Consider the following 14,265-nt stretch of genomic DNA (forward strand, 5'->3'; position numbering starts at 1 on the left):
CGGGGCGCAGGGAAGATCTTGAAATCGAATTCATTTATTAAAAGAAAAGTCTTTCCAGCTACCAAAAATTAATTAAATTTGAAACTTAACTATTAGAAACTTCTACCTCTATGAAAATCAAATTACTAATCCTTATTTTCTGTTCGGCCTTTGTTTTAGGACAGGATATTAAAAACAATCCTACGAGTAATCACGGCAATAAGTTTGAACAACTCGGAACCATTCTTCCAACTCCCAATTATTACCGTACAGGTTCTGGTGCACCGGGACAAGGTTATTGGCAAAATCGTGCAGACTATGATATTACCGCCTATTTAGATGAGGACAAAAGAAATTTAAAAGGTTCAGAAACCATTACCTATTATAATAATTCGCCTGACGATTTAGATTATTTGTGGTTGCAATTGGATGAGAACGAACATTCTTCGGTTAAAAATGCAGGTTATGACAGTGAGTCGTTTCTTCCAAAACAAGTAAGTTCAGCTGATTTAAAAACAACTGATTTACCTAAAAAGAACAATGGTTACGGTGTTAACTTAGAAAAAGTGACCGATGCTTCAGGAAAACCTTTGTCTTATGTGGTTAACAAAACCATGATGAGAATTGATCTTCCTAAAGTTTTAAAGAAAGGAGAGAAGTTTACTTTTAAAATCGAATGGAATTATAATATCTCTGACCGCATGAAAATGGGCGGACGTGGCGGCTATGAATATTTCCCTGAAGATGGAAATGATTTATACACCATTACCCAATGGTATCCGAGAATGTGTGTTTATAGCGATTTCAAAGGTTGGCAAAATAATCAGTTTACCGGCAGAGCAGAATTTGCCTTGGCTTTCGGTGATTTCAAAGTATCCATGAATGTTCCGGCTGATCACATCGTTGCCTCAACCGGAGCAGGAAAAAACTATGATCAAGTACTAACGCCGGCACAATTGGCAAGATGGAAACAAGCACAGACGGCCAAAGAACCTGTTGAAATTGTAACTTTAGAAGAAGCCAAAAAAGCTGAAAAATCTAAATCAAAAGAAAGAAAAATTTGGAAATTTGAAGCTGAAAACGTTCGTGATTTTGCCTGGACTTCTTCCCGTAAATTTGTTTGGGATGGTATGAAAGTGATTATTCCGGAAAATAAGAATGAAGTGATGGCGATGAGTTTATATCCGAAAGAAGCTTATAATCTCTACCGTAAATTTTCAACCAAAGTTATTGCGCATACGATTTTAACTTATTCAGAATACACAATTCCTTATCCTTATCCAGTTGCGCAGTCAATCGAAGCTGCCAACGGAATGGAATATCCAATGATTTGTTTCAACTACGGAAGAACTGAAAAAGACGGAACTTATTCTGAGGGAACTAAAAACGGAATGATTGGTGTAATCATCCACGAAGTTGGACATAACTTTTTCCCAATGATCATTAATTCAGATGAAAGACAGTGGTCTTGGATGGATGAAGGTTTGAATACTTTTGTAGAATATTTGACCGAAGAAAGGTGGGATAATAAATTCCCTTCCCGTCGTGGTCCTGCACATACCATTGTCGATTACATGAAATTGCCGAAAGATCAATTGGAGCCGATTATGACCAATTCTGAAAACATTATTCAATTTGGACCAAACGCTTATTCAAAACCAGCAACCGGATTGAATATTCTACGTGAAACTATTGTTGGAAGAGAATTGTTTGACAAAGCTTTTAAAACTTATTCTAAAAGATGGGCTTTCAAACATCCAGAACCGGCAGATTTTTTCAGAACAATGAACGATGCCAGTGCTGAAAATCTTGATTGGTTTTGGAGAGGTTGGTTCTATGGAATCGATCCTGTAGATATTGCAATTGATAAAGTGACTGCAATTAAACCGCATTTAGAGGCGACTCCGCAAAACAGAGAGATCACGTATAACGTAGATGCTCCAATGCAAAACGCTTTTGTTGACAAGTCGAAAATCATCAATAAAGAAGATAAAAATATTGTTTTTTACACTGATACAGATAAAGATGTTCAGGATTTTTATTGGAGATATAATCGTGGTCAAGAAAAAGTTGATCAGACGAAAGAATACAAAATGAAGTTTGATAATTATGAGAAAGTTCCTCAAAAAGACAAATCTAAATTAGAAAACATCTATGCTTATCAAATTGATTTCGTTAATAAAGGTGGCTTGGTAATGCCTATTATTTTAGAATTTACTTTTGAAGATGGATCTAAATTAAATGATAAATCATCGGCTCAAATCTGGAGAAAGAATGAACAGAAGATTTCTAAAACCTATTACTTTGATAAAAAGTTAAAATCTGTTCAACTCGATCCAATGCGTGAAACTGCAGATATAGATACTTCAAATAATTTCTGGGGAGAGATCGCAGAACCGACTTCGAAGTTTCAAGTCTTTAAGCAAAAACATGAAGGCTCTGCAAGAGGTGCTGCTAACGGAAGAGTTAATCCAATGCAAGCTGCTGGAAAGAAATAGTAATGACATAATGAGCATTATGAGTGATTTTAAATTCCCGCGACTGGAAAGAAAAAACTTAGTAAAAGTTTGTGGTTTTATCCTGCGGATGAAAAAGGAAACAGTTTGGTGGCTTTTCCGCATAGATCTAAAGTCGATTATGATGCGATGAAGGAAGGAATTGTTCAAAATATATTTGATAGAAGAAATCCTGAGGAAAATGAACGTAGAAAAAAGGAAATGCAAGAACTTGATTTCGAAATCTATGTTTCCGATGATTTACTCAGAGATTACGTTGATGATATTTTCGCTCAGTAATACAGAACTTCTTTTTTTTCGATTTTGTTAGATGCTAAAAAGCATTTGAAAGCAAAGCGTGCGTATTTTAATTTCATTAATTCTTATCAAAAACATTTGAAGAATTCTAGTTTTGGTAACATATGTTGTCTATCAATAGATTTAGCGAAAGATTTATTAAAATCTAATAAAATAAAAAACAAGAAAAGGAAAAGAAAAAACAGTTAAATATTCATAACCATTCAAATATTTGAATGGTTTATTTCTGCCATTATTTCATACTCCTATTTTTCATCTGACAGATGTGCAGTAAATTTTGGTTGGCATTCTTTTAGAGAAAAACACTTCAGTATAATTAATAATTTAAAAACAAAAATATGTCAGTAAATTTCAAACCATTAGCAGATAGAGTTTTGGTAGAGCCAACCGCTGCTGAAACTACGACCGCATCAGGAATTATTATCCCAGACACTGCAAAAGAAAAACCACAGGAAGGAACTGTAGTTGCTGTAGGACCTGGAAAAATTGATGAGCCAACTACAGTAAAAGTAGGAGACAAAGTTCTTTACGGAAAATATTCAGGGTCTGAATTGAAGTTAGATGGTAAAGATTACCTTATCGTAAAAGAAGGTGATTTATTAGGAATTCTTGGATAGTATATTCTTGTACAACGTACATTGAATCCAGCATAAAAATTAATTAGTAACGTAAAAACAGTACTCGCTATATATAGCAAAGTACATTTAATACAAATAAGAAAATGGCAAAAGAAATAAAATTCGATATTGAATCAAGAGACGCTTTGAAAAGAGGTGTTGATGCATTGGCGAACGCAGTAAAGGTAACTTTAGGTCCAAAAGGTAGAAACGTAGTAATCGAAAAATCTTTCGGTGCACCACACGTAACCAAAGACGGTGTTACTGTTGCAAAAGAAATTGAACTTGAAGACAGAGTTGAAAATATGGGTGCTCAAATGGTGAAAGAAGTTGCTTCTAAAACCAATGACATCGCTGGAGACGGTACAACTACCGCTACCGTTTTAGCTCAGGCAATCGTTCGCGAAGGTTTGAAAAACGTTGCTGCAGGAGCAAACCCAATGGATTTGAAGAGAGGAATTGACAAGGCAGTTTTAGCTGTTGTAGCCAATTTAAAATCTCAGTCTAAAGAAGTTGGTGATTCTTCAGAAAAAATTAAACAAGTTGCTGCAATATCTGCAAATAACGACGATACCATTGGAGCTTTGATCGCAGAAGCGTTCGGGAAAGTTGGTAAAGAAGGAGTTATTACCGTTGAAGAAGCTAAAGGAACTGATACAACGGTTGACGTTGTAGAAGGAATGCAGTTTGACAGAGGATATCAGTCACCTTATTTCGTAACTAACCCAGAGAAAATGGTTACTGAATTAGAAAATCCTTATATTCTTTTAGTAGAGAAAAAAATCTCTTCAATGAAAGATTTACTTCCGATTTTAGAGCCAGTAGCTCAATCAGGAAGAGCTTTATTGATTATCTCTGAAGAAGTTGAAGGTGAAGCTTTGGCAACTTTAGTGGTAAATAAATTAAGAGGATCTTTAAAAATCGCTGCAGTGAAAGCTCCAGGATTTGGAGACAGAAGAAAAGCAATGTTAGAAGATATCGCAATCTTAACTGGTGGTCAGGTTATTTCTGAAGAAAGAGGTTTTACCATGGAAAACGCTACTTTGGAAATGTTAGGAACTGCTGAAAAAGTAACGATTGATAAAGACAATACAACTTTAGTAAATGGTGGTGGAGATGAAGCGCAAATTAAAGGTAGAGTAAACCAAATCAAAGCGCAGATGGAAACTACTACTTCTGACTATGACAGAGAAAAATTGCAAGAAAGATTGGCGAAATTAGCTGGTGGAGTTGCAGTTCTTTATGTTGGAGCAGCTTCTGAAGTTGAAATGAAAGAGAAAAAAGACAGAGTTGATGATGCGCTTCACGCTACAAGAGCTGCAGTTGAAGAAGGTATCGTAGCTGGTGGTGGAGTAGCTTTAGTAAGAGCGATTTCAGCATTAAATTTCGAAGGTGAAAACATGGACGAATCAACAGGTATCAAAATTGTTAAAAGAGCGATTGAAGAGCCATTGAGACAAATTGTTGAAAATGCAGGTGGAGAAGGTTCTGTAATTGTTGCAAAAGTAGCTGAAGGTGAAGCTGATTTTGGATTCAATGCAAAAACTGATGAGTACGTGAATATGTACGAAGCAGGAATTATCGACCCTACGAAAGTAGTTCGTGTTGCTTTAGAAAATGCAGCTTCCGTTTCTGGAATGTTGTTGACGACAGAGTGTGTAATCACAGAAGTGAAAAGCGCAGAACCAGCAATGCCAATGGGTGGCATGCCGGGAATGATGTAATCATAAACCTTTAAGGTTATCATAATAAAAAAAAATAATCCGTTCAATTTTTTGAGCGGATTATTTTTTTTGTTTTGCTAAGATGCTTTGATGGAATTTTCCTTTTTAGTTGGTTTGGTTCTCAAAAGGCACAGCTTTTCAGCGTAGTAAGTAAAGTGAGTTTCTTCAATGAGTTGGGCAAGTTTATTTTCGATTGTAAACTTATCCTCAGAATCTGCAAATTCATATTTTACAAAATAATAAAGAATGGAGTAGTGTTTTTTCCAACCAAGAGAAAGATTTTCCAGATTTACTTGATTTAGATATCTTTCACATTCTGTGTATTCTTTCATTTTTAAATAAGCCATAGCACACATAATATTCCAGCAGACATCGTGATTTTCTTTTCGGTCCTGCGGTACAAATTCTCGATCGTTATAAACTTGAAAAGTGTTGTGCTCAATTAAAAACCGCATCTCCTCCGTTTTATCTGTAAAAATTAAATGTTCTAAAACGGCATACTCAAAACTGCAAACTGATTTCTTTGAAACGTCTTTGTAATCTTCCCTCGCCTTTAGCATTTCTTTATAAATCTCAGAGAATCCGTCCTCGTCTTTCTTCATCCATGACTGAATGAGTAGAACTCCAAATTTTCTGGCGGCTGGTAAAACATAAACTTCTGGACTAAGTTCTGTTTCTCTTATTCTTCGAGAATAAACACTCATAAATTCTTCATTTTCGGTCAAGAATGCACCCATATAAAGAAAACCAAACGCAAATAGTTTTGCTTCATTACTATCTTCATATTTCAGATAATCCTGAAAATACTGAGCATAAACAGTTCCGGCTAAATCCCGCATCGGATGATGTTCCATAAAGAAAGTTCGCGCTAAAGGATATTTTAATAATTTGTGATGAACATTGGCAAGTAGTGAAGGTGAGTCTGAAATTTTTTGACACAAATCTTTACTTAATGCCCAATAATTTAAATCTTTACTTTCTGTTCCTAAGTCTCCTAAGAATAAATCTAATTCACTTTCAATAAGGCTTTTCTTAAAATCGGCGTAATCGTTGAATTCACAATATTTCGATAATGTATCTAAAGTATAGATGTGAAATTTGCCGCTATTTTTGATGAGATTAAAAAACCTGCGAAAGGTTTGCGGGTTAATAATGAATCCTATTTTACTGATTTCTGAGGAGAGCTCATCACAATGTATTGAAGAAGAAATTTCTTTTCCCAACCTTTTGGATACTGCGATCCTTAATTCATTTAAGACTCTTTTTTCGGTATCCATTTACTTTTCAAATTGTTGAGACAGATTTAGCTGAGTCTAATGTACAAACTTGTACTGAGAAAAAATAGCTTTAAATCTTATTTTTGTAATCTAAACACAAATGATAAAAGTAAACTTTTAGGAAAGGCGGATAAAAAGTACACCAACTTTTTTTTCGTCTTTTTTTATTTTCAAAATTGTATTGAAAATAATAAGGATTTAAGAAGCTCTCTAAAAATAGAAATAAAAAAAATTGCGTTCAAAAAGAACGCAATTTTTTTAAATATTTGAAACGAATTAAATCGTTGTTAATCTTAAAGTATTTGTTTTTCCATCTTCATATGCTGGCGTTGCATTAAGATTCAAAACAAAATCGCCTTGCTCTACATAACCGTAAGTATGCGCTAACATATTCACCTGGATGATGGTTTCATCCGTTGATTTCTGCATATCATAATAGAAAGCACGAACGCCCCACAATAGATTTAACATCGTGATAACACGTTTGTTTGAACTGAATACGATGATATTTGAATTGGGTCGGTGCGCAGAAATCTGAAAGGCAGTATAACCGGAATAGGTTAAAGTAACAATCGCTTCAACATTAGTGGTTTTTGCAATTCTTACCGCAGCCAAACAAATTCTTTTGGTAATAAAACGTTCATCAATACAATCAAACTCATGTTCAATTGGTGAGTTTTTGGTTCTGTAAAAATGAGTTTGCTCGATATTTTTTACAATTTTCGACATGTTTTTTACGACGTCTACAGGATATCTTCCAACAGAAGTTTCACCTGAAAGCATTACTGCATCAGCGCCATCTAATACAGAGTTCGCAACGTCGTTTACCTCCGCTCTGGTCGGTGTTAAACTGTTAATCATGGTTTCCATCATCTGCGTTGCAATAATCACTGGTTTTGAATGCTTGCGCGCTTTCTCAACTAAGTTTTTTTGAATCGCAGGAACTTCTTCCATGGGAACTTCTACGCCCAAATCACCACGCGCAACCATAATCCCATCACATTCTAACAAAATCTGTTCGATGTTTTTTACACCTTCAGGTTTTTCGATTTTTGCAATGATTGGAGTTTTCTGTTTGTTAGTAGGGTGATTTTTAATGATTTCTTTTAAATCAATAATATCTTGTGCGTGACGAACAAATGATAAAGCAATCCAGTCTAATTCTAAATCAAGTATAAAGTTGGCATCTTCAATATCTTTTTCGGTTAAAGCGGGAAGTGAAACATTCGTATTAGGAAGGTTTACCCCTTTCTTAGAACTAAGCGGTCCACCTTGAATGGTCTTTGCTTTTACAGTATCAACATTATTGGTTTCGGTTACTTCTAAAACCAATTTTCCGTCATCAATCAAAATTCTTTCCCCAACTTTTACATCTTGCGGAAACTTCTGATAAGTCATATAAACTCTCGTGGAATCTCCTTCTATTCTTTCATTGGTGAAAGTTAAGATATCGCCAGGATTCAAATAAGATCCTTCTTTTACTACACCAACACGAAGTTTAGGACCTTGTAAATCTCCTAAGATTCCTACAGATTGTCCTAGCTCTTTATTAATTTCACGGATGGTGTCTACATTTTTTTGTACGATATCATAGTCAGCGTGAGAAAAATTTATTCTAAAAATATCGACACCGGCCTGAACCAACTGCATCATTGTTTCTTTATCAGAAGATGCAGGACCTAAGGTCGCGATGATTTTTGTTTTTTTTATATATTTATTCATAGTATTGAATTAATTGATAAAGCTCCTCGTTAGGGCTTAGTTGAAAATGCTGTATTTGAAACAGAAGGTTTTCAGGCAGCAAAATTAGTGAAAAATCGTCAAATGGTTCCGAAGTCGTAATCAGGTAGTTAACATCTGGAAAGTGATCGAGTAAATATTTTGTATCTCCCTCTGTATTAAACAGTTCTACCGGAAGGCTCTTTTGAATGCTTTGACTTGACTGATTTGCAATAAAGTGAATGCAGATTTGAGTATCAAGGTGAAATGACTGAAACCTTGGAAAATAGTAATCGTAATGTTTTCCGCGGTAAATTAAATCTGCAATTCGGGTAAACTTGAAAGGGTTAAGTATATTAAGATGATAAAAAAGTTCGTAATCTGGAACTTCTTTTACGAGACGAACTAAACCTAAGGTAATTTCATCGTCTTCATCAATCTCAAGAGTGAACTTTTGGGTTTTCAAGAATACTTTGTTTTTTATTTAAAATATAGAAAGCTCGTTGTGCTGCTTTTTCTTCTGCTTTTTTCTTGGAAGTTTCAGTAGCATTTGAAATTTTCTCATTATCTAACCAAACATGAGTTCTAAAAACGAGATTTTTATTGGGTTGAACCTCTTCTAAAGTCTCATACTTAATGACGACTTTTTTCTTTTGACTCCATTCTAATAATAAACCTTTATAGCTTATTATTTTGTTTTCAAGCTGATTAATTGCCTTTGGTGTCAATAAACGATCGAGAATTATTTTTCTGCAAGTATCGTAATCCAAATCGAGATAAATTGCTCCAACTAAGGCTTCAAAAAGATTCCCAGCGATATTTTCACTGAGAGACGTATTAGATTCATTCTGCAAAAACTTTGTCAGAGAAAGTTCGTTCCCTAATTTATTAAGGTTTTTTCTGTTAACAATTTTCGACTTCATCTGGGTGAGATATCCTTCATTGGCATCAGGATAGGTCGCAAAAAGATGGCAGGAAATAATAGTTCCCAACACAGAATCTCCTAAGAACTCAAGACGTTCGTAGTTTTTACTTTGCTTATTTTTAGATGAGGTTTTTAAAGAAAATGCTTCCCGGTAAAGATTAATATCTTGAACGGCATGACCAGTAATTTTGGCCATTTCGTTGCTTAAATAATAGTCTTTCTCCGATAGATTTTTCTTTCTCTTTGCTAGGAATTTAGAAATGTATTTCTTTAACTCCATGGAGTTTTTAGGGTCTTAAATTTTGGTAAAGAGTACACAAGCATTATGTCCGCCGAAACCGAAAGTATTACTCATCGCAACTTTCACTTCTTTCTCAACGGCGTGATTAAATGTAAAATTCAATCGGCTGTCAATTCTTTCATCATCAGTAAAATGATTGATAGTAGGTGGTACGATGTTGTGAATAATAGTATGTATTGCTGCAATCGCTTCAATAACTCCCGCTGCGCCAAGTAAATGACCAGTCATCGATTTGGTAGAATTAATTTGAATGTCGAAAGCGTGTTCTCCCAATAATTTTGAAATCGCATTAGATTCAGCGATATCTCCCAATGGAGTAGAGGTCCCATGCATATTGATGTGATCTACTTCATCGGCAGTAATGCCAGCGTCTTCTAAACAATTTTTCATTACAAGATAAGCGCCCAAACCTTCAGGGTGTGGTGCTGTCATGTGATAGGCATCTGCACTCATTCCACCGCCTTTTAATTCAGCGTAAATAGTTGCACCACGTTTTACAGCGTGCTCATATTCTTCCAAAATAATACAACCTGCTCCTTCACCAAGAACAAATCCATCTCTGTCTTTGTCAAATGGTCTTGAGGCAGTTTTAGGATCGTCGTTTCTTGTTGAAAGTGCCATCATTGCATTAAATCCACCAACGCCACTTGCTGTCACTGCAGCTTCAGAACCACCACATACGATTACATCAGCTTTTCCTAATTGAATCAGCATTTTAGAATCGATCATTGCGTTTGCAGAAGATGCACATGCAGATACAGTAGCATAGTTTGGACCATGAAAACCATATTCTATAGAAATATGTCCTGGTGTAATATCGACGATCATCTTTGGAATAAAGAAAGGATTAAATCTTGGAATGTCTGCATTCGCCCAACCTAATACTTCTTTTTCAAAAGTTTCTAATCCACCGATACCAGAACCCCAAATTACGCCTACACGATTTTTGTCTAAGCTGTCAGAGATGATACCCGAATGTTCTACGGCTTCTCTTGCAGCAACAAGACCTAATTGCGTGTTACGGTCCATCTTTTTAGCTTCTTTCTTATCAAAATGTTCTAATGGATCAAAGTTTTTGACTTCACACGCGAATTTGGTTTTGAATTTAGAGGCATCAAAAAGAGTAATAGGAGCGGCTCCGCTCTTACCTTTTACAAGGCTTTCCCAGTATTCTTTAGCGTTTTTTCCAACAGGCGTAATCGCGCCAAAGCCGGTTACAACTACTCTTTTTAATTCCATAAATTTTTTTTCTTTGTTGATAGAATATTATTTGTTCACTACTTCTTCAATGTAAGCAATAGCGTGTCCTACCGTAGTAATTTTTTCTGCTTGATCATCAGGAATCTGAATGTTAAATTCTTTTTCGAATTCCATGATTAATTCTACAGTATCCAAAGAATCAGCTCCTAAATCGTTAGTGAAGCTAGCTTCTGGAGTTACTTCTGTTTCTTCAACGTCGAGTTTATCAGCGATGATAGCTTTTACTCTTGATGCAATGTCTGACATAGTAAGTTATTTTTAATTAATTGTTAATTTGTGCAAATATATAAAATTCTTTATGATTTGAAGTTTTTTTAATTATAATTAAAGTGTTAAGCTTTGATTAAATTTGTTAATACATGGTAAACGTGTTTGCCATAACTCCGGTGCAAATTTAAGAATATTTCCTGAAAGTGTCGTTAAAGAATTTGCTGTCTTTATTGAAAAGGCCATTAATTTTAATGTTATGGTTTAAAAAAAAGATAGCCCGACAAATATCGGGCTATCTTCAATAATGTTTTTTAATTATTTTTTAATCACTTTGAATGATTCATTAATACCACCCTCAAGAATAGTGCTGATAATATAAACACCTGGAGCTAATCTGCTCATGTCTACTTTACCGTTTACTAATTTTGAAGCTACTGGCATTTTCTGACCTGCTACATTATAGATGTGTAGAGTCTCAATTGCTTTTTTCGAATTGATGGTCAAGAAATCTTTCACTGGGTTAGGGAAGAAAGAAAGATTTTTATTTCCGGCTTCACTAACAGCTGCAACGGAGCATTCTGCATCTATTGACCAAATGCTTTCAAAATGTACTCCTGGAGAATTGGTATCAGTTGCCATAACATATGAGGTTCCGCCATTGGTCGATTGGTAATTTGGTGCAGTTACCCAACCTTCTGTATATCTGTAGCCAATCCAATAGATGCTAGTTGAAGTTGCTGAATTTGCTTGCAGAGATATCCAGTATCTGGTATCTGCAGCTGTGTTTACAGGGAGTTCATAATTAGCCAAGTCTAATTTTACTTGATAAGTTGCGTAACCTGCAAAAAGATCCGGCAAAGTAGTTATGCTTACAGGTACAACGCCGGTCCAGCTTTTAACGACAGCTCCAGGAGCTTTGCTTCCGTTATCACTCATTATTTTCACGTCAAATGATGCAATATCAGCTCCTCCAGATAGTGGAACCATGTTCGCGGTGATTGTTTGTATCTTATACTGAGCACTTGCCTTTGGAACGAAGAAGTCGTTTGCTACTGCATAAGATGAAGTGCTGCCTGTCAAGGTTTTAGTGATGTTACTTGCTAAATCTGGAACACCTGTGTAGTTTTGATCACAACCATAAATTGGCTCTACAGGAACTGATCCACATTTAATCAACCTTGAATGCATTGTCTCACTTGAGCCACTACCACAACTGTCGTTCGTGTGCGAGTAGAATCTAACTGGGCCAGTGACGGTGGAAGTCCAAGTTAAGCTTCCGGTTCCTGAACCTAAAACTGTAGTACCAGTGCTATTCGCAATCGTAATAAAATAGGTAGGTTTAGAAAGTGAGAAAGTGTATTGTGTTCCAGTAGTGACATTCACAGTAGAATATTCTCCTGCATAGCATAACGTACTAATTGCAGTTGCTGTGCCGTTACAGACAGGAGTGTATGCGGCAGTTGGATATGCCCCATTTGGTGAAGTTAGGCATCCGGTTGGAGCGGTTGCACCAATTTTTAAGGTGTAATCTTCAGTTTCCCCATAGAACTCTTCTTCATCGCAAGCCAAAGTATTGTCAGTCTCAGAAGCTGAATTTGCGTGAACTCTTACGCGCATGCGGTAGTCTCCATTTGCAGTACCTGTAGGAATAGTAATATTACCAGGTACTACATAGCCAGAAGGAATATTATTTACGTTCCCAATATAAGTGAATTCCGACGGTTCAAAAATGTCATTTTTGTTGTAGTCAATCCATACAGATACGTTTTCGTACGCCCAACCGTCGCCAACCGTTACCTTAATGGGATACGTAGATCCGGCAAGCAATTCTGAAGTAGTTACAATGGATGTGTAGTTTCCGTAGCCATTAGGACTACAGCTTGTAGTATTGTTAATGCCAGCAAAATTGACATTTGTAATGCTGTCTCCGTCAGAGCAATCCAGCATAGGTATGCAGTAAGCAGCTGGAGCATAAGACATACTTGGCGCCGCACTTTTTGCAACAGCGGCTTTTTGTGTACCTGGACGAACTGAAACTTTTGATTGCGCGTTTTGCGCAAACGATGCAAACGGCAATAGCGCCATCAGCAAAAAAGGTAATTTTGTCTTCATAATAAAATTTAATTTAGTGAAACAATTATTTTGAATTCCGAAGTTAGATAAAATATTTATAATAAAGGGTGTTTTAATAAAGAATGCTTAATAAATATTGATTTTATTTACATATAATTCTAAATATTGGTTCTGTTAGTGGTTTTAGGATAATTCTAAAAGTTGTAAAATGAGCTTTTGTCATTGTAATTAAATTTGGTATTTATGATTCTTGAGATGAGAAAAAAAATACTTCCCAGAATTGGAAAGTAGATTTTAAGAAGAGGAGGAATCGTGGGAGTTGTTGCTATTAATCTTGTAGCATCAACCATTCATTGATTAATGAGGCAGCCAATCTCGCCGTGATTTCATTGATATCATAAGTTGGATTTACTTCCGCAACATCCATTGCAATCAGTTTATCAGACTTTAGAAGATGTTTGAATAGATGCATAAACGCAGCATCCGCGAAAATTCCATTATAAGCTAAAGCTGAAACGCCTGGCGCAACAGAAACATTGAAAACATCCATGCAAATTGTTAGATAAATAACATCCGACGTTTCTATAAAGTCATTAAGTTTAGGATAAAGATTGGGAAGGTTTTCAAAAAAAAGTTCTTCTGCCAAGATATATTTCATTCCATATTGATGAGCAGTGTCAAAAAGTTTTAGCGTATTTGAGTTTCTTTGAATTCCAATATGTAAAGAATGAATGTTCCCTTCCTGAGCGATTTGCCAAAAACCAGTTCCAGAACTTGCACCAATTTTGGGATCAATTTCCCGATTATCGAAATGCGCATCAATATTAATAATGCCAATTTTTTTATATGGAAATGCTTTTTTGATTCCTGAATAATGAGCAAAAGTAACTTCATGCCCGCCACCGAAAACAATAGATTTTCCTCCTTTTTGTAAAACGAACTGAACTTTTTCGGCAAGTTCATTTTGGGTTTTTTCTAAATTTTCATCTTCACAAGTAATGTTTCCAAAATCTTTTAAATTGAATTCTGGATTCACAACAGGGAAATTAGAAATGTTTTTACGAATATTATCCGGAGCATTTTTCGCACCGACTCTTCCTTTATTTCTTTTTACGCCTTCATCCACGGCAAAACCGTGAAGTACAAAATCATTTTCTTTAATGAGTTCATAATTATCTTCCAAAGAAACCCTCTGAAAAATTCTGTGATATAAAGGTTCTTCACCATCGAAACGTCCTTGCCAAATCATAGTTGAAAATTTTATTAAATGATTAGAAATTAACTTTAAACCGTAAAAGGGGGAAAAGATAATTTAAAAAAAAGAAGCTATTCAAAAGCACACAAAAAAGAAATCTTAATTCGATAAT

At 35.4% G+C, this 14,265-nt stretch carries 12 protein-coding genes; 4 read left to right on the forward strand and 8 right to left on the reverse strand.

The window, feature by feature from the left end:
• The first annotated feature begins 110 nt into the window (after positions 1 to 110).
• The 4 genes from Q73A0000_RS14170 to groL all read left to right on the forward strand — a co-directional run bounded on the left by Q73A0000_RS14170 (position 111) and on the right by groL (position 5,133).
• Entirely contained in the window at positions 111 to 2,477 is a 2,367-nt protein-coding gene (locus Q73A0000_RS14170; protein ID WP_193811582.1) for a M1 family metallopeptidase, read from the forward strand.
• A 69-nt stretch (positions 2,478 to 2,546) separates the two neighbouring features.
• Positions 2,547 to 2,774: a hypothetical protein gene (locus tag Q73A0000_RS14175; RefSeq protein ID WP_193811583.1), complete on the forward strand. Its 228-nt coding sequence runs from the start codon at positions 2,547 to 2,549 to the stop codon at positions 2,772 to 2,774.
• A 356-nt stretch (positions 2,775 to 3,130) separates the two neighbouring features.
• Positions 3,131 to 3,409 carry a co-chaperone GroES gene (groES, locus tag Q73A0000_RS14180; protein ID WP_193811584.1) on the forward strand — a complete coding sequence of 93 codons (279 nt, stop codon included), beginning with the start codon at positions 3,131 to 3,133 and terminating at the stop codon, positions 3,407 to 3,409.
• Positions 3,410 to 3,513: 104 nt separating this feature from the next.
• Positions 3,514 to 5,133: a chaperonin GroEL gene (gene groL, locus Q73A0000_RS14185; RefSeq protein WP_193811585.1), complete on the forward strand. Its 1,620-nt coding sequence runs from the start codon at positions 3,514 to 3,516 to the stop codon at positions 5,131 to 5,133.
• Positions 5,134 to 5,210: 77 nt separating this feature from the next.
• On the opposite strand, the gene Q73A0000_RS14190 is transcribed toward groL, so the two are convergent.
• From Q73A0000_RS14190 to hutG, 8 genes are all read right to left on the reverse strand, one after another.
• Positions 5,211 to 6,410, reverse strand: coding sequence for a hypothetical protein (locus tag Q73A0000_RS14190; protein WP_193811586.1), 1,200 nt, complete (start codon positions 6,408 to 6,410; stop codon positions 5,211 to 5,213).
• Positions 6,411 to 6,686: 276 nt separating this feature from the next.
• Entirely contained in the window at positions 6,687 to 8,132 is a 1,446-nt protein-coding gene (pyk, locus tag Q73A0000_RS14195) for a pyruvate kinase (RefSeq protein WP_193811587.1), read from the reverse strand.
• Positions 8,125 to 8,595 carry an IPExxxVDY family protein gene (locus tag Q73A0000_RS14200; protein ID WP_193811588.1) on the reverse strand — a complete coding sequence of 157 codons (471 nt, stop codon included), beginning with the start codon at positions 8,593 to 8,595 and terminating at the stop codon, positions 8,125 to 8,127. The genes pyk and Q73A0000_RS14200 overlap by 8 nt, the downstream gene beginning before the upstream one ends.
• On the reverse strand, positions 8,570 to 9,334 hold the full coding sequence (gene rnc, locus Q73A0000_RS14205; protein ID WP_193811589.1) for a ribonuclease III: 765 nt from the start codon (positions 9,332 to 9,334) through the stop codon (positions 8,570 to 8,572). The genes Q73A0000_RS14200 and rnc overlap by 26 nt, the downstream gene beginning before the upstream one ends.
• 15 nt (positions 9,335 to 9,349) lie before the next feature.
• Entirely contained in the window at positions 9,350 to 10,594 is a 1,245-nt protein-coding gene (gene fabF / locus Q73A0000_RS14210) for a beta-ketoacyl-ACP synthase II (RefSeq protein WP_193811590.1), read from the reverse strand.
• 27 nt (positions 10,595 to 10,621) lie between these two features.
• The gene (locus tag Q73A0000_RS14215) at positions 10,622 to 10,861 is read right to left on the reverse strand and encodes an acyl carrier protein (RefSeq protein ID WP_002976354.1); all 240 of its coding nucleotides are present in this window, start codon (positions 10,859 to 10,861) and stop codon (positions 10,622 to 10,624) included.
• A gap of 279 nt (positions 10,862 to 11,140) precedes the next feature.
• The gene (locus tag Q73A0000_RS14220; RefSeq protein WP_193811591.1) at positions 11,141 to 12,910 is read right to left on the reverse strand and encodes a GEVED domain-containing protein; all 1,770 of its coding nucleotides are present in this window, start codon (positions 12,908 to 12,910) and stop codon (positions 11,141 to 11,143) included.
• Between the two features lie 316 nt (positions 12,911 to 13,226).
• Positions 13,227 to 14,147 (reverse strand): formimidoylglutamase, encoded by a 921-nt coding sequence (hutG, locus tag Q73A0000_RS14225; RefSeq protein ID WP_193811592.1) that lies wholly within the window; start codon positions 14,145 to 14,147, stop codon positions 13,227 to 13,229.
• Positions 14,148 to 14,265: the final 118 nt, after the last annotated feature.

Source organism: Kaistella flava (ex Peng et al. 2021), assembly GCF_015191005.1.
GTDB lineage: Bacteria > Bacteroidota > Bacteroidia > Flavobacteriales > Weeksellaceae > Kaistella > Kaistella flava.